Origin of the sequence: Streptomyces sp. NPDC048290, from assembly GCF_040652095.1 — a bacterium.
Taxonomy (GTDB): Bacteria; Actinomycetota; Actinomycetes; order Streptomycetales; family Streptomycetaceae; genus Streptomyces.
Map to the genome: position 1 here is coordinate 184607 of NZ_JBEZLM010000008.1, position 20314 is coordinate 204920.

The 20314-nt window shown below is 71.8% G+C and carries 16 protein-coding genes; all 16 read left to right on the forward strand.

Annotated features, from left to right (window positions below; genetic code table 11):
- Positions 1-320 precede the first annotated feature (320 nt).
- The 16 genes from rsmH (at position 321) to AB0D49_RS16250 (ending at position 19799) form a co-directional block, all read left to right on the forward strand.
- A complete protein-coding gene (gene rsmH / locus AB0D49_RS16175) occupies positions 321-1280 on the forward strand; it encodes a 16S rRNA (cytosine(1402)-N(4))-methyltransferase RsmH (RefSeq protein ID WP_362757409.1) in 960 nt (319 codons plus the stop codon).
- Positions 1281-2553: 1273 nt separating this feature from the next.
- Complete coding sequence (locus AB0D49_RS16180; protein WP_362757412.1) at positions 2554-3126, forward strand: hypothetical protein; 573 nt, start codon at positions 2554-2556, stop codon at positions 3124-3126.
- Positions 3123-5093, forward strand: coding sequence for a penicillin-binding protein 2 (locus tag AB0D49_RS16185; RefSeq protein WP_362757415.1), 1971 nt, complete (start codon positions 3123-3125; stop codon positions 5091-5093). The genes AB0D49_RS16180 and AB0D49_RS16185 overlap by 4 nt, the downstream gene beginning before the upstream one ends.
- 240 nt (positions 5094-5333) lie before the next feature.
- On the forward strand, positions 5334-7013 hold the full coding sequence (locus AB0D49_RS16190) for a UDP-N-acetylmuramoyl-L-alanyl-D-glutamate--2,6-diaminopimelate ligase (RefSeq protein ID WP_362757419.1): 1680 nt from the start codon (positions 5334-5336) through the stop codon (positions 7011-7013).
- A gap of 50 nt (positions 7014-7063) precedes the next feature.
- On the forward strand, positions 7064-8479 hold the full coding sequence (murF, locus tag AB0D49_RS16195) for a UDP-N-acetylmuramoyl-tripeptide--D-alanyl-D-alanine ligase (protein ID WP_362757422.1): 1416 nt from the start codon (positions 7064-7066) through the stop codon (positions 8477-8479).
- Positions 8479-9570, forward strand: a complete 1092-nt coding sequence (gene mraY, locus AB0D49_RS16200; RefSeq protein WP_362757752.1) for a phospho-N-acetylmuramoyl-pentapeptide-transferase — start codon at positions 8479-8481, stop codon at positions 9568-9570. The genes murF and mraY overlap by 1 nt, the downstream gene beginning before the upstream one ends.
- Positions 9552-11003 carry a UDP-N-acetylmuramoyl-L-alanine--D-glutamate ligase gene (murD, locus tag AB0D49_RS16205; protein WP_362757425.1) on the forward strand — a complete coding sequence of 484 codons (1452 nt, stop codon included), beginning with the start codon at positions 9552-9554 and terminating at the stop codon, positions 11001-11003. Before mraY ends, murD begins: the two co-directional genes overlap by 19 nt.
- Positions 11004-11102: 99 nt before the next feature.
- Entirely contained in the window at positions 11103-12461 is a 1359-nt protein-coding gene (gene ftsW, locus AB0D49_RS16210; protein WP_362757428.1) for a putative lipid II flippase FtsW, read from the forward strand.
- 6 nt (positions 12462-12467) lie between these two features.
- Positions 12468-13562, forward strand: coding sequence for an undecaprenyldiphospho-muramoylpentapeptide beta-N-acetylglucosaminyltransferase (murG, locus tag AB0D49_RS16215; RefSeq protein WP_362757431.1), 1095 nt, complete (start codon positions 12468-12470; stop codon positions 13560-13562).
- A gap of 30 nt (positions 13563-13592) precedes the next feature.
- A complete protein-coding gene (locus tag AB0D49_RS16220; protein ID WP_362757434.1) occupies positions 13593-14387 on the forward strand; it encodes an FtsQ-type POTRA domain-containing protein in 795 nt (264 codons plus the stop codon).
- Positions 14388-14664: 277 nt separating this feature from the next.
- A complete protein-coding gene (ftsZ, locus tag AB0D49_RS16225; protein WP_362757437.1) occupies positions 14665-15855 on the forward strand; it encodes a cell division protein FtsZ in 1191 nt (396 codons plus the stop codon).
- Positions 15852-16583 (forward strand): peptidoglycan editing factor PgeF, encoded by a 732-nt coding sequence (pgeF, locus tag AB0D49_RS16230; RefSeq protein WP_362757439.1) that lies wholly within the window; start codon positions 15852-15854, stop codon positions 16581-16583. Before ftsZ ends, pgeF begins: the two co-directional genes overlap by 4 nt.
- A gap of 3 nt (positions 16584-16586) precedes the next feature.
- Complete coding sequence (locus AB0D49_RS16235; protein ID WP_362757441.1) at positions 16587-17306, forward strand: YggS family pyridoxal phosphate-dependent enzyme; 720 nt, start codon at positions 16587-16589, stop codon at positions 17304-17306.
- A 129-nt stretch (positions 17307-17435) separates the two neighbouring features.
- Positions 17436-18077 carry a cell division protein SepF gene (sepF, locus tag AB0D49_RS16240; RefSeq protein ID WP_362757443.1) on the forward strand — a complete coding sequence of 214 codons (642 nt, stop codon included), beginning with the start codon at positions 17436-17438 and terminating at the stop codon, positions 18075-18077.
- A 61-nt stretch (positions 18078-18138) separates the two neighbouring features.
- Positions 18139-18432 carry a YggT family protein gene (locus AB0D49_RS16245; RefSeq protein WP_362757445.1) on the forward strand — a complete coding sequence of 98 codons (294 nt, stop codon included), beginning with the start codon at positions 18139-18141 and terminating at the stop codon, positions 18430-18432.
- Between the two features lie 44 nt (positions 18433-18476).
- Entirely contained in the window at positions 18477-19799 is a 1323-nt protein-coding gene (locus tag AB0D49_RS16250; protein ID WP_362757447.1) for a DivIVA domain-containing protein, read from the forward strand.
- Positions 19800-20314: the final 515 nt, after the last annotated feature.

Below are 20314 nucleotides of genomic sequence, written 5' to 3' on the forward strand. Positions count from 1 at the left end.
CGAGTGGTCTTCGCCCGCCGTACGCGGCACGCGCACCGCCCGCCGCCACGCGCAGGCCGGTTGATTGACCGCGCGGAACCGTGGACTAAAGTGACGCGGAGCGGGAGGCGAGGCTCCCCCTGCTGTGTCGAAACCCCCTGGAGAACCCCGGTGACCTCGGCATTCACCGGCGGATCTCGCCATGTGCGCGGCGCGTACGTACGGCTCGGCCTCCACCCGCTCCCCGGTCGGCCGACGCTTCCCGGCGCCGGCGGCCTCCCCTTCACGAGCGGGCGGGGACCCGGCGGTACGTACCGCCCCGCCGGATCTGAGAGGCCCCTGTGAGCAGCGAGAGTCGACATGTCCCGGTGATGCTCCAGCGCTGCCTGGACCTGCTGGCCCCCGCCCTGGAACGGCCCGGCGCCGTCGTGGTCGACTGCACCCTCGGGCTCGGCGGGCACAGCGAGGCCCTGCTCGCCCGCTTCCCCGAGGCCCGCCTCGTCGCCCTCGACCGCGACAAGGAGGCACTGCGCCTGTCCGGCGAGCGGCTCGCGCCCTACGGCGAGCGCGCCACGCTGGTGCACGCGGTCTACGACGAGCTGCCCGACGTCCTGGACCGGCTGGGCGTCGCACATGTGCAGGGCGTCCTGTTCGACCTCGGCGTGTCGTCCATGCAGCTCGACGAGGCCGACCGCGGTTTCGCCTACGCCCAGGACGCGCCCCTGGACATGCGGATGGACCAGACGACCGGCATGAGCGCCGCCGAGGTCCTCAACACCTATCCGCCCGGCGACCTGGTCCGCATCCTGCGCGCCTACGGCGAGGAGAAGCAGGCCAAACGAATCGTCGCGGCGGTCGTACGGGAACGGGAGCGCGAGCCGTTCACCACCAGCGCGCGGCTGGTCGAGCTGATCCGTGACGCCCTCCCGCAGGCCGCCAAGCGCACCGGCGGCAACCCCGCCAAGCGCACCTTCCAGGCCCTGCGGATCGAGGTCAACGGCGAACTGACGGTCCTGGAGCGGGCGATCCCGGCGGCGGTGGCCGCGCTCGCCGTGGGCGGACGCATCGCGGTGCTGTCGTACCAGTCTCTGGAGGACCGGCTGGTCAAGCAGGTCCTCGCGGCCGGGGCCGCCTCCACCGCCCCGCCCGGCCTCCCCGTCGTCCCCGAGCGCTACCAGCCCCGGCTCAAGCTGCTCACGCGCGGTGCCGAACTTCCGAGCGAGGAGGAGGTCGCCACCAACCGCCGGGCGGCCCCGGCACGGCTGCGCGGAGCGGAGCGCATCAGGGAGGACGTCGAGTGAGCCACTGGAAGGGGAGGGCACCGGGTTGCCTGCCGGGCGCGGCGACCGGGCCCGACCTAGGGACGGCGACCGGACCTGACCTAGGCACGGCTGCCGGACCTGCCCGAGGGACGGCGGCCGGACCTGAACTGAGGACGGCGGCCACCTGGCCCACCCCGCGCGGTCCCGCGTCCGCCCCGGCCGCCGCGACACGCCGGGCGTTCCCCGGAGGGACCGGTGTCCTCGCCGGAGGCCGTGGGCTCCCGGCCGGGCGGCCCGCCGTCCTCGTCGGCCCACTGGCCGTCTCCTGCGGAAGCCTCCCGGCCGTCATCGGGGGGCGGTGCGCGTCGGCTGGTGGGCGCGGGGTCCCGGTCGGAGGGCCCGCGGTCCCTGCCGGGGGTTCCGCTGTCCCTGCCGGGGGCTCCACCCTTCTTGTCGGAATGCAGCCTGCCTCAGCCCGATGGTGTGCCGTCCCCGCCGGAACTTCCGCGGCTCCGGCCGGAGGCTGCGCCGCCTCGGCGGGAGGCGCCGCCATTCTCGCCGTCAGGTGCGCTGCTCCCGCCGCCAGGTGTGCCGCTGCCGCGGCCCGGTGCGGCACTTCCGCCGGAAGGCGTGTCGGCTCCGTCGACAGCGCCGCCGCCCCCACCGGATTGCCCGCCCCCTCACGCGGATTGCCCGCCCCTTTGCCCGGAAGGCGCGCCACTCCGGCCGGAACGCCCGCTGAAGGCCCCGCCACGCTGACTCCCGTGCCCGCCGCCGGATTCGTGAGGCCCACCGAACCCGTCCCGGGTCCCGCCGCCCTGGCGGGCAGGCCCGCCGCCTCGCCGGGGACCCTCACCGCCCCCGCCGCAAGCCCCGCCATCCCCACCACTCCGACCGCCATGCTCGCCGTCCCCGCCGCGCGGATCGCCCTCCTGGCCATGCCGATCACGCCGCCGCCGACGCCGACGCCGTCGACCACGCCGCCCCCGCCGATCACATCGACGCCGCCGATCACGCAGACCACACCGTTCGACACCGCCGCCACCCCGGCCACAAACCCCACCGACCTCACCCAAATGCCCCCCGCTCCCACCCTCATCGCCGCCCCCGGGCACCTCCCGGCCCCCTCAGCCGTTCAAGAGGCACGGACACCCCCGGGCGCAGCCCCCGGGCACCGTCGACCCGCGGTCGGCGCAGCCCTCCGGCGTCGTGGCCCCACCACCGGTGGAGCCCCCCGGCGTCGCCCCACCACCGACACCCCCCGTCGCCCCGTCCGCCCCGTCCGTCCCCCCGTCCCACCCGAGGAGCGCCGGTGAGCGGTAAACCCGAGTTGCGCGGCAGGGCCGCCCGGCTCGCGCGGCTGTTCCCGGCCGGGCGGGGTCAGGCCGCCCGCACGCCCTTCGTGCTGCTCGTCGTCGTGCTGCTCGGCGGCGGGCTGATCGGGCTGCTCGTGCTCAACTCCGCGCTCAGCGAAGGCTCCTTCCGGCTGGCGGACCTCCAGCGCGACACCAAGGCCCTCACCGACGAGCAGCAGGCGCTCCAGCGGGACATCGACGCCTACGCCGCCCCCCAGGCCCTGCTGCGCCGCGCCCGGGAGCTGGGCATGGTCCCCGGCGGCGACCCCGCCTTCCTCGGCCCCGACGGCAAGGTCAGAGGCGTTCCCTCGCCCGCGTCCGTCGAGCCCGCCGCCGCCCGCGCCCCCCTCGTGCTCGCCCCCGAGGCCATGCCCCGGGCGAGCCGCAGCCCGGCCCGCAACCCCTCGCCCCGGCCCGCCACGAGCCCTCCGGCCGCCCCGGCAGCCGCCACCCCCACCTCCAGTCCCACCCCCACCCCCACCCCCACCCCCTCGACCCCCGCCCCCTCGACCCCGACCCCCGGCAGGTGACGGAAGTGTCCGACAGGGAAGCGCCGCACCGGCGCGTGCCCGGCCCCGCGCGCCCCGAGCGGCCGGTGGGCCGGCAGCGGCCGGGCCCCGGCGCCCGGCCGCCCCGGCGCCCCGCCGCGCCCCGCCCGGCGCCCGCCGCGCGCACGATCCGGCTGGGCAGCCCCCGCCCGAGGCTGCGGCTGGTCGGGGTCGCGCTGACCCTGGTCCTGTCCGCCTTCGTGGTGCGGCTGCTCCAGGTGCAGGCCGTCGACGCCAGCACCTACGCCGCCAAGGCCGAGGCCAACCGCTATGTCGGCTATGTGCTGGCCGCCGAGCGCGGCGGGATCACCGACCGCAACGGGGTGGAGCTGGCGACCAGCGTCGACGCGTACGACATCACCGCCGACCCCACGCTCTTCACCCGGGAGCAGCTGAAGATCGACGACGGGCCCGAGCAGGCCGCCGCGCTGCTCGCGCCCATCCTCGGCCGCGACCAGGCGGAGATCGCCCGCCTGCTGCGCCCGGCCGACAAGAAGCTGCGGTACGTCAAGCTGGCCAGCCGCCAGACCCCGCAGGTCTGGAAGCAGATCAAGGACCTGAAGTCGGCGCTGTCCGCGAAGGCGGACACCGACAAGTCCAGCGTCAACGTCCTCGCCGGGGTCCTCGCCGTCGCCAGCAGCAAGCGGGTCTACCCGAACGCCGATCTCGCCGCCGGGATACTCGGCTGGGTCAACGCCGACGGCAAGGGCGGCGGCGGCGTCGAGCAGCAGCTGAACGACACCCTGGCCGGTGAGGACGGCAAGATCCGCTACGCCCAGTCCGGCGGGCTCCAGGTGCCGACGGCCGGTTCCACCGAGACGCCCGCCGTGCCCGGCAGCGATGTGGAGCTGACCATCGACCGGGACATCCAGTGGGCCGCGCAGAACGCCATCAGCGAACAGGTGGCCGAGTCCAAGGCCGACCGGGGCTATGTGATCGTCCAGGACACCCGGACCGGCGAGATCCTCGCCATGGCCAACTCGCCCGGCTTCGACCCCAACGACCTCTCCAAGGCCGAGTCCGCCAACCTCGGCAACGCGGCCGTCCAGGACGCCTACGAGCCCGGCTCCACCGCCAAGGTGATGTCCATGGCCGCCGTCCTGGAGGAGAACGTGGCCACCCCGGCCACACATGTCACCGTCCCGAACCGGCTGCACCGCGGCGACCGGCTCTTCAAGGACGACATCGACCACCCCACCTGGTATCTGACGCTCAACGGCGTCCTCGCCAAGTCCAGCAACATCGGCACCATCCTGGCCACCGGCGAACTCGGCAAGAACCAGACCGAGTCCAACCGGATCCTCTACTCCTATCTGCGCAAGTTCGGCCTCGGCGGCTACACCGGGCTCGGCTTCCCCGGCGAGACCAAGGGCATCCTCGCGCCGCCCGACCAGTGGTCCACCTCGCAGCAGTACACGATCCCTTTCGGCCAGGGCGTGTCCCTCAACGCGATGCAGGCGGCCTCCGTCTACTCGACCATCGCCAACGGCGGCGTCCGTATCGAGCCGACCCTGGTGCGCGGCACCAAGGGACCCGACGGCCGCTTCACCCCCGCCGAGAAGCCCGCGGAGAGCAGGGTCGTCAGCGAGAAGACCGCCAAGACCCTCGCCCGGATGCTGGAATCCGTGGTGGACGACCAGGAGGGCACCGGCACCAAGGCGCGGATTCCCGGCTACCGCGTCGCGGGCAAGACCGGCACCGCCAACCGGGTCGATCCGGCCACCGGCCAGTACCGGGGCTACACCTCGTCCTTCGCCGGGTTCGCCCCCGCCGACCAGCCCCGGGTCACCGTCTACTGCGCCATCCAGAACGCCACCGAGGGCAGCTACTTCGGCGGCCAGATCTGCGGCCCCGTCTACAAGCAGGTCATGGAGTTCGCGCTGAAGACCCTCCAGGTGCCGCCGACCGGAACCGACCCGCCGAGACTGCCCGTCACCTTCAGTCCCTGACCGCCTCCACCACGGCACAGCGCCACCACCCGCCGAGCACCCCCGCAGCACCCGCGTCACCAGAGCCACCAGCAACGACCTCGCACCCTCGCAGTATCCCGCAGCACCCCGAAGCACTCGCGTCACCGGAACCCAGGAACCCAGGAACCCCGGAACCCAGGAACCCAGGAACCCAGGAACCCCCTCGTACACCCGCCACGGCGGAGCACCCGCGCCACCGGAACCACCAGGAACCACCTCGTGACAACGATCACCCCGGACCCCGGGAACCAGCACCCGCCCCCCGGGCCCCCCGGCCCCTCGCTTCGCCCCCAGCCGGGTACGCCCGGTACGCTCACCGCCGTGCCACACGCTGATCAGTCCCAAACCACCCAGAAGGGCCAACCCGCGACACCTCCGGGGCCGCCCCGACCGGTCCGGGTCTCCGCCACACCCCTCGCGGAACTCGCCGCCCAGCTCGGTGTCACCGCACCCGGGGCCGCCGGACCGCACACCGCGGAGATCACCGGCATCACCCATGTCTCGGGCGCCGTCCGCCCCGGCGACCTCTACGTCGCCCGCCCCGGCGCCCGGGTGCACGGCGCCGACTTCGTCACCCAGGCCGCCGGTCTCGGCGCGGTCGCGGTGCTCACCGACCCGGCCGGCGCCGAGCGCGCCACCGCGACCGGACTGCCGGTCCTGGTGGTCGACCAGCCCGCCGCCGTGATGGGCGAACTGGCCGCCACCATCTACGGTCACCCGGGCCGCGATCTGCTCCAGATCGGCATCACCGGCACCTCCGGCAAGACCACCACGGCCTATCTGGTCGAGGGCGGGCTGCGCACGGTCCGTACGACCGGCCTGATCGGCACGGTCGAGACCCGGATCGGCGACGAACGCCTCAAGTCGGAGCGGACCACCCCCGAAGCCACCGACCTCCAGGCCCTGTTCGCCGTCATGCGCGAGCGCGGCACCGAGGCGGTCGCCATGGAGGTCTCCAGCCACGCCCTGGTCCTCGGCCGGGTCGACGGCTGTGTCTTCGACGTGGCGGTCTTCACCAACCTCAGCCCGGAGCACATGGAGTTCCACTCCGGCATGGAGGACTACTTCCAGGCCAAGGCGGAGCTGTTCACCCCGCGCCGCAGCAGGCTCGGGGTGGTCAACCTGGACGACGCGTACGGCCGCAGGCTCGTGTCGGAGGCCGGCGTCCCCGTCGTCACCTTCTCCGCCGAGGGCCACCCGGACGCCGACTGGCGGGCCGAGAACGTGTCGGTGGGCCCGCTGGACTCGCCGTTCACCGCGGTCGGCCCCGGCGGGCTCAGGATCTCCGCCAGATCGCCGCTGCCCGGCCCGTTCAACGTGGCCAACACCCTCGCCGCGCTGGTCGCCCTGGCCGCGGCCGGGATCGACCCGCAGACGGCCGCCGACGGCATCGCCGCCGTACCGGGCGTGCCGGGCCGTCTGGAGCGGGTGGACGAGGGCCAGGACTACCTCGCGGTGGTCGACTACGCGCACAAGACGGACGCCGTCGAGTCGGTGCTGAAGTCGCTGCGCAAGGTCACCAAGGGCCGGCTGCACATCGTGCTCGGCTGCGGCGGCGACCGGGACACCACCAAGCGGGCCCCCATGGGCGCCGCCGCGGCCCGGCTCGCCGACACCGCCGTACTGACCTCCGACAACCCCCGTTCCGAGGACCCCCTGGCGATCCTCGCGACCATGCTCGAAGGGGCCGCCTCGGTGCCCGCGCACGAGCGGGGCGAGGTGCTGCTGTTCGAGGACCGCGCCGCCGCCGTCGCCGCCGCCGTGGGCCGCGCCCGGCCCGGGGACACCGTGCTGGTCGCGGGCAAGGGCCATGAGCAGGGCCAGGACATCGCCGGGGTGGTACGCCCCTTCGACGACCGGCTGGTGCTGCGCGAGGCCATCCGGAAGACCCAGGGATGAGAAACCAGAAGACCCGGGGATGAGAATCCACACGACCCAGGGATGAACTTGTGATCGCCCTCTCCCTCGCCGAGATCGCAGCAGTCGTCGGCGGGCAGACGTACGACATACCGGATCCGTCGGTCCAGGTCACCGGGCCGGTGGTCCGGGACTCCCGTGAGGCGGTGCCCGGCAGCCTGTTCGTCGCCTTCGCCGGCGAACGCGTCGACGGACACGACTTCGCGGACCAGGTGGTGGCGGCCGGAGCGGTCGCCGTCCTGGCCGCCCGCCCGGTCGGGGTGCCCGCCATCGTCGTCGACGACGTACAGGCCGCGCTGGGCGCCCTCGCCCGGCATGTCGTCGCCCGGCTCGGCGCCACCCTCGTCGCCCTCACCGGCTCGGCGGGCAAGACCAGCACCAAGGACCTGATCGCCCAGGTCCTCCAGCGCGCCGCGCCGACGGTCTGGACGCCGGGCTCCCTCAACAACGAGATCGGGCTGCCGCTGACCGCGCTCACCGCCACCGAGGAGACCCGTTTCCTGGTGCTGGAGATGGGCGCCCGGGGCATCGGCCACATCCGCTACCTCACCGGTCTGACGCCCCCTCGGATCGGTCTGGTGCTGAACGTCGGGACCGCCCACATCGGCGAGTTCGGCGGCCGGGAGCAGATCGCCGTGGCCAAGGGCGAGCTGGTCGAGGCACTGCCCCCGGCCGAGGAGGGCGGCACGGCGGTCCTCAACGCCGACGACCCCCTCGTCCGCGCCATGGCCGCCCGCACCCAGGCCAAGGTGCTCCTGTTCGGGGAGGCCGACGAAGCGGACGTACGGGCCGAGAACGTACGACTCACGGACAGCGGGCGGCCCGCCTTCACCCTTCACACACCCTCCGGGTGCAGCGATGTGACCATGCGCCTGTACGGTGAGCACCACGTGTCGAACGCGCTCGCCGCCGCCGCCGTCGCCCATGAGCTGGGCATGTCCGCACCCGAGATCGCCCTCGCGCTCTCCGAGGCGGACTCCCTCTCCCGCTGGCGGATGGAGGTCACCGAGCGCCCGGACGGCGTCACGGTCGTCAACGACGCCTACAACGCGAACCCCGAGTCCATGCGAGCGGCCCTGCGCGCGCTCGTGGCCATGGGCAAGGGACGTCGTACGTGGGCGGTGCTCGGCCCGATGGCCGAACTGGGGGACGAGGCGCTCGCCGAGCACGACGCGGTCGGGCGGCTCGCCGTCCGGCTCAACGTCAGCAAGCTCGTCGCGGTCGGCGGCAGGGAAGCCGCCTGGCTGCAACTGGGCGCATATAACGAGGGTTCGTGGGGTGAGGAGTCGGTGCACGTGTCCGACGCACAGGCGGCGGTCGACCTGTTGCGCAGCGAGGTGCGCCCGGGGGACGTCGTCCTCGTGAAGGCGTCCCGATCGGTCGGCCTGGAGAGCGTCGCCGCGGCGCTGCTCGCCACGGGTGCCGAGGGTGAGGTTGCCGCCCGATGATGAAGCAGATCCTGTTCGCAGGAGTCATTGGTCTCTTCCTCACGCTGATCGGCACCCCGCTGCTGATCAAGCTCCTCGCCCGCAAGGGCTACGGCCAGTACATCCGCGACGACGGCCCGCGCGAGCACGCCAGCAAGCGCGGTACGCCGACGATGGGCGGTATCGCGTTCATCTTCGCCACGGTCGCCGCCTACTTCCTGGCCAAGGTCGTCACGGTCTGGACCGACCCGGAGGTGAACGCGGCGCCGACCTACTCGGGTCTGCTGGTGCTCGGCCTGATGGTCGGCATGGGCCTGGTCGGCTTCCTGGACGACTACATCAAGATCGTCAAGCGGCGTTCGCTGGGTCTGCGGGCCAAGGCGAAGATGGCCGGGCAGCTGATCGTCGGCATCGCCTTCGCGGTGCTGGCGCTCCAGTTCGCCGACAGCCGCGGCAACGCCCCCGCCTCCACCAAGCTGTCGTTCATCACCGACTTCGGCTGGACGATCGGCCCGGTGCTGTTCGTGGTGTGGGCGCTGTTCATGATCCTCGCCATGTCCAACGGCGTGAATCTGACGGACGGTCTGGACGGCCTGGCCACCGGCGCCTCGGTCCTGGTCTTCGGCGCGTACACGTTCATCGGGGTCTGGCAGTTCCAGGAGTCCTGCGCCAACGCCCGCACCCTCACCAACCCGGGCGCCTGCTACGAGGTGCGCGACCCGCTCGACCTCGCCGTGGTCTCCGCCGCGCTAATGGGCTCCTGCCTCGGCTTCCTGTGGTGGAACACCTCACCGGCCAAGATCTTCATGGGCGACACCGGTTCGCTGGCGCTCGGCGGTGTCCTCGCCGGTCTCGCCATCTGCTCCCGCACCGAACTGCTGCTCGCCATCCTGGGCGGCCTGTTCGTCCTCATCACCATGTCGGTGGTCATCCAGGTCGGCTCGTTCCGGATGACCGGCAAACGTGTCTTCCGGATGGCGCCACTCCAGCATCACTTCGAACTCAAAGGCTGGTCCGAAGTCCTTGTGGTGGTCCGCTTCTGGATCATCCAGGGCATCTGTGTGATCGTCGGACTGGGCCTCTTCTACGCGGGATGGGCAGCGGACAAGTGACCTCCTCGGTGTCCCCGTCCCAGGGCGGGCAGTTCCAGGGCAAGCACGTCACCGTGGCCGGCCTCGGCGTCTCCGGCGTCCCGGCGGCCAAGGTGCTCGCCGGGCTCGGCGCGCGGGTGACCGTCGTCAACGACGGCGACGACGAGCGCGCCCGCGCCCAGGCCGCCGAACTGGCCGACCTGGGCGTCACCGTCCGCCTCGGCGACGGCGCCACCCTGCCCGAGGGCACCGAGCTGATCGTCACCGCGCCCGGCTGGCAGCCCCGCAAACCGCTGTTCGCCGCCGCGGCCGAGGCGGGCGTCCCCATCTGGGGCGACGTCGAACTCGCCTGGCGGCTGCGCGGCCCCGGCGCCGCCCCCTGGCTCGCCGTCACCGGCACCAACGGCAAGACCACCACCGTACGGATGCTCGCCTCGATCCTCACGGCGGCGGGGCTGCGCACCGCCGCCGTCGGCAACATCGGTGTCTCCCTGCTGGACGCGGTCCTCGCCGAGGAGCCCTACGACGTCCTGGCCGTCGAGCTGTCCAGCTACCAGCTGCACTGGGCGCCCTCGCTGCGCGCCCACTCCGCCGCCGTCCTCAACCTCGCCCCCGACCACCTCGACTGGCACGGCTCCATGGAGGCGTACGCCCACGACAAGGGCCGGATCTACGAGGGCAACCGCGTCGCCTGTGTCTACAACGCGGCCGACAAGGCCACCGAGGACCTGGTGCGCGCGGCGGACGTCGAGGAGGGCTGCCGGGCCGTCGGCTTCACCCTGGGCGCCCCCGCCCCCTCCCAACTCGGCGTCGTGGACGGCCTCCTGGTCGACCGGGCGTTCGTCACGGACCGGCAGCGCAACGCCCAGGAGCTGGCCGAGGTCGCCGACGTCACCCCGCCCGCCCCGCACAACATCGCCAACGCCCTCGCCGCGGCGGCCCTGGCCCGCGCCTACGGCGTCCCGCCGACGGCCGTACGGGACGGGCTGCGGGCGTTCGCCCCCGACCCGCACCGCATCGAGCACGTGGCCGACATGGAGGGCGTCTCCTATGTGGACGACTCCAAGGCCACCAACACCCACGCCGCCGAAGCCTCCTTGGCGGCATACGATCCGATCGTATGGATCGCGGGCGGTCTGGCGAAGGGCGCCACCTTCGACGAACTCGTCGCCCGTTCCGCCGCCCGGCTGCGGGCCGTCGTGCTGATCGGCGCCGACCGTGCCCTGATCCGGGACGCCCTTGCGCGACACGCGCCGGAAGTACCCGTCGTCGACCTCGACCGGACCGACACTGGGGCGATGCTCCAGGCGGTGACGGAGGCGAAGCGGCTGGCTCGGCCCGGCGACACGGTGCTGCTGGCCCCGGCCTGCGCCTCCATGGACATGTTCACCAACTACAACCAGCGCGGTGACGCGTTCGCGGCGGCCGTCCGCGGACTCGGCGCAGGCGCCTGAGGGCGGGTTCCGGCCCCGCGGGATGCTTCGGGACCCCGCGTCGGGACCCTGGGAGGCACGGGGTGACGCGCATGTGGCTGAGGTCGGGAGGAACCGGTCATGTCCGGTAGCCGTACTAGTCGTCCTCCGGTGCAGCGGGCCGCCGGACGGCCCTCGCCCCCGCGGGTGCCCCGCGACCACCCGGTACGCCGGCTGTACCTCCGGGCGCGCCGCGCCTGGGACCGGCCGCTGACCGCGTACTACCTGATCATGGGCGGCTCGCTGCTGATCATCGTGCTGGGTCTGGTGATGGTCTACTCGGCCTCCCAGATCACCGCGCTCCAGATGTCGCTGCCCGGCTCCTACTTCTTCCGCAAGCAGTTGCTCGCCGCGGCCATCGGCGGGGTCCTGCTGTTCGCGGCCTCCCGGATGCCGGTGAAGCTGCACCGGGCGCTCGCCTATCCGATCCTCGCCGGGGCCGTCTTCCTGATGGCGCTGGTCCAGGTGCCCGGGATAGGGGTCGCGGTCAACGGCAACCAGAACTGGATCGCCCTCGGCGGCTCCTTCCAGATCCAGCCCAGCGAGTTCGGCAAGCTGGCGCTGGTGCTGTGGGGCGCGGACCTGCTGGCCCGCAAGCAGGACAAGAAGCTGCTCGCCCAGTGGAAGCACATGCTGGTGCCGCTGGTCCCGGTGGCCTTGATGCTGCTCGGGCTGATCATGCTGGGCGGTGACATGGGCACCGCGATCATCCTCTCGGCGATCCTGTTCGGTCTGTTCTGGCTGGCCGGCGCCCCGACCAGGCTGTTCGTCGGGGTGCTGTCGGTGGCCGCGCTGATCGGCTTCGTCCTGATCAGGACCAGCCCCAACCGGATGGCCCGGCTGGCCTGTATCGGCGCCACCGAGCCCGGCCCCGGCGACAGCTGCTGGCAGGCCGTGCACGGCATCTACGCGCTGGCCTCCGGCGGGCTCTTCGGGTCGGGCCTCGGGGCCAGTGTGGAAAAATGGGGGCAACTTCCCGAGGCGCACACCGACTTCATCTTCGCTGTCGCCGGTGAGGAACTGGGCCTGGCGGGGACGCTGTCGGTGCTCGCGCTGTTCGCCGCTCTAGGCTATGCGGGCATCCGCGTGGCCGGCCGCACGGAGGACCCCTTCGTCAGGTATGCCGCGGGAGGCGTGACCACCTGGATCACGGCCCAGGCCGTGATCAACATGGGTGCGGTGCTCGGTCTGCTGCCGATCGCCGGTGTCCCCCTTCCGCTGTTCTCCTACGGTGGGTCCGCCCTGCTGTCGACCATGACCGCCATCGGGCTGCTGATCGCGTTCGCGCGCGAGGAGCCCGGTGCGCGGGCGGCGCTTGCCATGCGGCAACCCCGCTTTGGTAGAAAGCGGGCGGGAGGCGTCATGCTGGAGCGGGGGCCTCGGAGATGGAACACGATGCGACGGCGTGCCTCGGCGGCGCGTACGTCCGGAGAGCGGTGAATTTCGGTGCATGTCGTACTCGCCGGTGGGGGGACCGCCGGCCACATCGAGCCCGCGCTCGCCCTCGCGGACGCCCTGCGCAGGCAGGACCCCACCACGGGCATCACGGCCCTGGGCACGGAACGCGGCCTGGAGACCCAGCTCGTCCCGCAGCGCGGCTATGAGCTGGCCCTGATCCCGGCGGTGCCGCTGCCGCGCAAGCCGACACCCGAGCTGATCACCGTCCCGGGCCGGCTGCGGGGCACGATCAAGGCCGCCGAGCAGATCCTGGAGCGCACCAAGGCCGACGCGGTCGTCGGCTTCGGCGGCTATGTGGCGCTGCCCGGCTATCTCGCCGCCAAGCGCCTCGGCGTCCCGATCGTCATCCACGAGGCCAACGCCCGCCCCGGCCTGGCCAACAAGATCGGCTCGCGGTACGCGGCCCAGGTCGCCGTCTCCACCCCGGACAGCAAGCTGCGCGGCGCCCGCTACATCGGCATCCCGCTGCGCCGCTCGATCGCCACCCTGGACCGGGCCGCGGCCCGCCCGGAGGCCCGCGCGCTGTTCGGCCTCGACCCCAATCTGCCCACCCTGCTGGTCTCCGGCGGCTCCCAGGGCGCCCGCCGCCTCAACGAGGTGGTCCAGCAGGTTGCCCCCTGGCTCCAGCAGGCCGGAATCCAGATCCTGCACGCGGTCGGCCCCAAGAACGAACTGCCGCAGGTCCAGCAGATGCCGGGAATGCCCCCGTACATCCCGGTAAGTTACGTGGACCGGATGGACCTCGCGTACGCGGCGGCCGACATGATGCTCTGCCGCGCGGGCGCGATGACCGTCGCCGAACTCTCCGCCGTCGGGCTCCCGGCCGCCTATGTCCCGCTGCCCATCGGCAACGGCGAGCAGCGGCTGAACGCCCAGCCGGTGGTCAAGGCCGGCGGCGGCCTGCTGGTCGACGACGCGGAACTGACCCCGGAATGGGTCCGGGAGAACGTCCTGCCCGTACTCGCCGACCCGCACCGGCTGTACGAGATGTCCCGCGCCGCCGGCGAGTTCGGCCGCCGGGACGCCGACGACCTCCTGGTCGGCATGGTGTACGAGGCGATCGCCGCCCGTGCGCACCGCTAGCAGGCCCGAGTAGGGCGAAAGGCAGGAAGCGTGGCCGGAACGACGACCGCCGAGCGCGGGCGACGCCAGCAGGAGTCGTCCGGCCCGCCCCCGCCCCGCCGACTGCGCACACCCCGGCTTCGTACGATCATCATTCTCGCCGTCGCCCTCGCACTGCTCGCCGGGGGCGGCGCGTGGGTGCTGTACGGGTCCCAGTGGGCCCGCGTGGAGCGGGTGTCCGTGTCCGGGACCCGGGAACTGACCCCCGAACAGGTCACCGGGGCGGCCGGGGTGCCGCTCGGGGCGCCGCTGGTCTCCGTCGACACCGATGCCATCGCGGCCCGGCTCGCCGCGCAACTGCCCCGCATCGACACGGTGGACGTGGCCCGTTCCTGGCCGCACGGCATCTCGCTGAAGGTGACCGAGCGCACCGCCGTACTGCTGATCCAGAAGGGCGGCACGTTCACCGAGGTGGACAAGGACGGTGTCCGGTTCGCCACGGTTTCGAAGGCGCCGAAGGGTGTTCCGCTGCTGGAGTTGACCGTCTCGCGGAGCGGTTCGGCGGCGGCCAGTCTGCGCCGCTTCGACGAGGCCCGGCTGATGCGTGAGGCGGTCCGGGTGGCCGGCTCCGTCCCGCCGGCCGTCCAGCGGGCCACCCGGGTGGTCAAGGTCCGTTCCTACGACGACATCTCGCTGGAACTGACCGACCGTCGCACGATCGCCTGGGGAAGTGCCGAGAAGGCGCCCGCGAAGTCCCGTACGCTCACGGCTCTGATGAAAGCCGAGCCGGATGCCCGGCACTTCGACGTCAGCGTTCCCACGGCCCCTGCCGCTTCAGCGAGTTGACGCACATCCGTGCAGTTCAGCACCCTGGTTGGGCAGCGCTACGGCTGATCACATAGGGTGAAAAGAAAAACGGGAGGTTCGGCGTGTTCGTTGAACGGGCGCCACTTGTCGACTTACTGTCCTGTTCAGAAGACTTCAGGGAACAGACATACTGGTAACCCTAAACTTCAGGGTTAGGGTTTGGGTCGGCGAAAACGGACCGTCCCATTCGGCATCAGTCGCCGGAGCGCGCAGACCGCGACACGGCGACACGTAATCGAGGCGAGAGGCCTTCGACGTGGCAGCACCGCAGAACTACCTCGCAGTCATCAAAGTCATCGGTGTCGGCGGCGGTGGTGTCAATGCCATCAACCGGATGATCGAGGTCGGTCTCAAGGGCGTCGAGTTCATCGCCATCAACACCGACGCCCAGGCGCTGTTGATGAGCGACGCCGACGTCAAGCTCGATGTCGGCCGTGAGCTGACCCGCGGACTCGGCGCCGGAGCCAACCCGGCCGTCGGCCGCAAGGCCGCCGAGGACCACCGCGAGGAGATCGAGGAGGTCCTCAAGGGGGCCGACATGGTCTTCGTGACGGCCGGTGAGGGCGGCGGCACCGGCACCGGCGGCGCCCCCGTCGTGGCCAACATCGCCCGCTCGCTGGGCGCCCTGACCATCGGCGTGGTCACCCGCCCGTTCACCTTCGAGGGCCGCCGCCGGGCCAACCAGGCCGAGGACGGCATCGCGGAACTCCGCGAAGAGGTCGACACCCTCATCGTCATCCCCAACGACCGGCTGCTGTCCATCTCGGACCGCCAGGTCTCCGTCCTGGACGCCTTCAAGTCGGCCGACCAGGTCCTGCTCTCCGGTGTCCAGGGCATCACCGATCTGATCACCACACCGGGTCTGATTAACCTCGACTTCGCCGACGTGAAGTCGGTCATGTCCGAGGCGGGTTCGGCCCTGATGGGCATCGGCTCGGCCCGCGGCGACGACCGCGCGGTGGCCGCCGCCGAGATGGCCATCTCCTCGCCCCTGCTGGAAGCCTCCATCGACGGCGCCCGCGGGGTGCTGCTCTCCATCTCCGGCGGCTCCGACCTCGGCCTCTTCGAGATCAACGAGGCCGCCCAACTGGTCAGCGAGGCCGCCCACCCCGAGGCCAACATCATCTTCGGCGCGGTCATCGACGACGCCCTCGGCGACGAGGTCCGGGTCACCGTGATCGCCGCCGGCTTCGACGGCGGCCAGCCCCCCGCCAAGCGGGACAACGTCCTGGGCTCGGCCTCCGCCAAGCGCGACGAGCCCACCCCCGTACGGCAGTCCGACAGCCGTCCCTCCTTCGGCTCGCTCGGCAGCGTCAAGCCCAAGGAGGAGCCGGAGCCCGCGCCGGAGCCGGTCGCCGACCACTCCGCCCCGCCGGTCCCGCCCTCCCGCAGCTACTCCAGCGCGGCCGAGGAGATCGAGCTGGACGTGCCGGACTTCCTGAAGTGATAGGACGGCAGACGAGCGTGAGCGGCGCGCACTTCGCCTTCACCGACCGGTGGGGCGGGGTGAGCGCCGCTCCGTATGAGGAGCTGAACCTCGGCGGCGCGGTCGGCGACGACCCGGCGGCGGTCACCGCCAACCGGGAACTGGCCGCCACGTCGCTGGGCGTCGACCCCGGCCGGGTGGTCTGGATGAACCAGGTGCACGGCGCCGAGGTCGCCGAGGTCGACGGCCCCTGGGGCGAGCGCCCGGTCCCCGAGGTCGACGCCCTCGTCACCACCGAACGCGGTCTCGCCCTCGCGGTGCTGACCGCCGACTGCGTTCCCGTGCTGCTGGCCGACCCGGTCGCCGGGATCGCCGCCGCCGCGCACGCCGGACGCCCGGGGCTGGTCGCCGGGATCGTCCCCGCCACGCTACGCGCGATGACCGAACGCGGCGCCGATCCCGCCCGGATCGTCGCCCGCACCGGACCCGCCGTGTGCGGGCGCTGCTACGAGGTGCCCGAGTCGATGCGCACCGAGGTCGCCGCCGTGGAACCCGCGGCGTACGCGGTCACCGGCTGGGGCACTCCGGCCGTCGATGTCGCCGCCGGAGTGCACGCCCAGCTCGCCCGCTCCGGGGTGCGCGATCTGGAGCGGTCGCCGGTGTGCACCCGGGAGTCGCACGACCACTTCTCGTACCGCCGCGACCGGACCACGGGCCGGCTCGCGGCCTATGTCTGGCTGGACCGGTAGGACATGACGGACCGTAGGGACGAACTCGCCGCGAATCTGGCGGGTGTGCAGGAGCGCATCGCCGCCGCGTGTGCCGCGGCGGGCCGGGCGAGGGACGAAGTGACCCTCATCGTGGTCACCAAGACCTATCCGGCGAGCGATGTGCGGATCTTGTCGGAACTCGGTGTGCGCGATGTCGCCGAGAACCGCGACCAGGACGCCGCCCCCAAGGCCGCCGCAACCACCGACCTGCCCCTGACCTGGCACTTCGTCGGTCAGCTACAGACCAACAAGGTACGGTCCGTGGTCGGTTACGCCGACCTCGTGCAGTCCGTCGACCGGGCCCGGCTGGTCACCGCCCTGTCCCGGGAGGCGGTACGGGCCGGGCGTGAGGTGGGGTGCCTGCTCCAGGTGGCCCTCGACGCGGGGGCCGACGGGCGGGGCGAGCGCGGTGGCGTGGCGCCGGGGGGAATCGAAGAGTTGGCCGATCTCGTCGCGGGGTCGCCGGGGCTGCGGCTCGACGGACTGATGACCGTCGCCCCGCTCACCGGTGAGTTCGCCGGGCGGCAACAGGCGGCGTTCGGCCGGTTGATGGATTTGTCGACCGACCTGCGCCGGACCCATCCGACTGCGAACATGGTCTCGGCAGGGATGAGTGCGGACCTTGAGCAGGCCGTGGCGGCCGGGGCGACACATGTGCGCGTCGGTACGGCGGTACTCGGAGTCCGCCCCAGGCTCGGGTAACGTCGCCAAGAAGTCGGACCACAGCAGAAAATATGGTCAATACCGCCGAAAGGCGGGCGCAACGACCTCGTGGATCGCGGGCACTTGGCAGTCGTCAGTCGATCCACCACAGAGCGGAGGACTCAGAGCATGGCCGGCGCGATGCGCAAGATGGCGGTCTACCTCGGCCTCGTGGAGGACGACGGGTACGACGGCCGGGGCTTCGACCCCGACGACGATTTCGAGCCCGAACTCGACCCGGAGCCGGAGCGGGACCATCGACGGCATGAACCGTCTCATCAGTCCCATGCGGCACATCAATCCCAAAGGGACGAAGAGGTGCGAATCGTTCAACCCCCCGCGCCTCGCGAGCCGGTGGCCCGATCCGCTTCGCTCGCCGCGGAATCCGGACGTCCGGCGCGTATCGCGCCCGTGGCATCCATCACACAAGAACGCCAGTCCCTGGAGAAGAACGCACCGGTGATCATGCCCAAGGTCGTGTCCGAACGAGAGCCGTACCGGATCACCACACTTCACCCGCGGACCTACAACGAGGCCCGTACCATCGGGGAACACTTCCGCGAGGGCACCCCGGTGATCATGAATCTGACTGAGATGGATGACACAGACGCCAAGCGACTTGTCGACTTTGCGGCCGGTTTGGTGTTTGGTCTTCACGGCAGCATCGAGCGGGTGACGCAGAAGGTGTTCCTGTTGTCGCCTGCTAACGTCGATGTCACGGCGGAGGACAAGGCCCGCATCGCAGAGGGCGGGTTCTTCAACCAGAGCTGAGACGTACGAACCAGAACAGCGGTAAAAAAGAGCACGGACCGGGGAGAGGGAAGCACCGAACATGGGCGTGGTCCTGGATGTCATCTACATCGCGCTGATGGTGTTTTTCATCGTGCTGATCTTCCGGCTGGTCATGGACTACGTGTTCCAGTTCGCCCGCTCATGGCAACCCGGCAAGGCGATGGTGGTGCTTCTGGAGGCCACCTACACTGTCACCGATCCACCGCTCAAGCTTCTGCGGCGGTTCATTCCGCCACTGCGTCTCGGGGGCGTGGCGCTCGATCTGTCCTTCTTCGTACTGATGATCATCGTCTACATGCTGATCTGGATCGTGAACCGGCTGGGAGCGATGTGAACTACCGTCTTGCCGACTGCCGACGACTACGTTGAGGTGAAGAGATGCCGTTGACCCCCGAGGACGTGCGGAACAAGCAGTTCACGACCGTCCGCCTCCGAGAAGGCTATGACGAGGACGAGGTCGATGCCTTCCTCGATGAGGTCGAAGCCGAACTGACCCGGCTGCTCCGCGAGAACGAGGATCTGCGCGCCAAGCTGGCCGCGGCCACCCGCGCCGCCGCGCAGAACCAGCAGAACATGCGCAAGCCCCCGGAGCCCCAGGACCAGCAGGGCGGTATGCCCCAGCAGGGTGGGATGCAGCAGGGCGGCATGCAGCAGGGCGGCATGCAGCAGGGCGGCATGCAGCAAGGTGGAATGCAGCAGGGCGGGATGCCGCAGCAGGGCATGCCCCCGCAGGGGATGCCCCAGCAGGGCGGAATGCCTCCGCAGGGGATGCCGCAGCAGGGTATGCGCGGACCCGGCGGTCCGGTGCCCGCCGGCATATCGGGCCCGCCGCAGCAGCAGATGGGTGGCCCCATGGGTGGCCCGCCCCAGCTGCCGAGCGGTGCCCCGCAACTGCCCGCCGGGCCCGGCGGACAGGGCCCGCAGGGTCCCGGCCAGATGGGTCCGGGTCCGATGGGCCAGGGACCGATGGGCCAGGGTCCGATGCAGGGCCAGATGCAGGGCCAGATGGGTCAGGGGCCGATGCAGGGCCAGATGGGCGGCCCCATGGGCGGTCCGATGGGCGGCCCCGGAATGCCCGGTCAGGGACCCGGTGGCGACAGCGCCGCCCGTGTCCTCTCGCTGGCCCAGCAGACCGCCGACCAGGCGATCGCCGAGGCCCGTTCCGAAGCCAACAAGATCGTCGGCGAGGCGCGTTCGCGTGCCGAGGGCCTGGAGCGCGACGCCCGCGCCAAGGCCGACGCCCTGGAGCGGGACGCCCAGGAGAAGCACCGTGTCGCCATGGGCTCCCTGGAGTCCGCCCGCGCGACCCTGGAGCGCAAGGTCGAGGACCTGCGCGGCTTCGAGCGCGAGTACCGGACGCGGCTGAAGTCCTACCTGGAGTCCCAGCTGCGCCAGCTGGAGACCCAGGCGGACGACTCGCTCGCCCCGCCGCGCACCCCGGCGACCGCGTCGCTCCCGCCGTCCCCGGCGCCCTCCATGGCCCCGGCCGGCGCGAGCGCCCCGTCCTACGGCGGCAACCCGTCGATGGGCGGTCCGATGGGTGGTGCGCCGAGCCCGGCCGCCCCGTCCTACGGCGGTCAGCAGCAGATGTCTCCGGCGATGACCCAGCCGATGGCTCCGGTCCGTCCGCAGGCTCCGTCCCCGATGGGTCAGGCCCCGTCGCCGATGCGCGGATTCCTGATCGACGAGGACGACAACTGAGGGCGCGGCGGGTGTACGAGCGGTAGTACGGCGTAGCAGTCGGCAGCGTTCACCGTTCATGAAGGGGCGGGGCTCCGGATTCTTTCCGGGGCCCCGCCCCTTTTACGCGGGTTGAGTTGCGGTACGTGGAGGTGTCCGGGGGGTGTGGGGGATGTTGCGGGGGTGGGGCCGGGGGATGCGGGCGGGCGTTTTGCCGGGCGGGTCGGTATTCGGATGAGCGGCATTCCGGGTGAGCGGATTTGCGGGTGGGGTGCTTTTCGGGGGGCTTTCTGGGGGTGAGGGGGAGCGCCTTGGTGGGGGGCGAGCGGGGCGCTTTTCGGGATGGGCGCTTCTTGGGTGGGCGGCTTTTGGGGGGTGAGGGGATGGCCCCTTGGAGCGTGGAGCGAGCGGGTCGCTTTCCGGGGTGAGCGCTGCCTGGGTGGGCGATTCCAGGTTGGGCGTCTGCTGTGTGGGCGGTTTCTGGGGTGGCGGGTTGTCTGTGTGGGTGGCTTCCCGGGTGGGGCGCTTCGTGGGTG

What these genes read in the sequence shown, in the direction of transcription:
- ftsW (WP_362757428.1), top strand. Translation starts at nt 11,103, where the DNA reads ATGTCCGGTAGCCGTACTAGTCGTCCTCCGGTGCAGCGGGCCGCCGGA.
- mraY (WP_362757752.1), top strand. Translation starts at nt 8,479, where the DNA reads ATGAAGCAGATCCTGTTCGCAGGAGTCATTGGTCTCTTCCTCACGCTG.
- AB0D49_RS16250 (WP_362757447.1), top strand. Translation starts at nt 18,477, where the DNA reads ATGCCGTTGACCCCCGAGGACGTGCGGAACAAGCAGTTCACGACCGTC.
- AB0D49_RS16235 (WP_362757441.1), top strand. Translation starts at nt 16,587, where the DNA reads ATGACGGACCGTAGGGACGAACTCGCCGCGAATCTGGCGGGTGTGCAG.
- AB0D49_RS16245 (WP_362757445.1), top strand. Translation starts at nt 18,139, where the DNA reads ATGGGCGTGGTCCTGGATGTCATCTACATCGCGCTGATGGTGTTTTTC.
- murD (WP_362757425.1), top strand. Translation starts at nt 9,552, where the DNA reads ATGGGCAGCGGACAAGTGACCTCCTCGGTGTCCCCGTCCCAGGGCGGG.
- sepF (WP_362757443.1), top strand. Translation starts at nt 17,436, where the DNA reads ATGGCCGGCGCGATGCGCAAGATGGCGGTCTACCTCGGCCTCGTGGAG.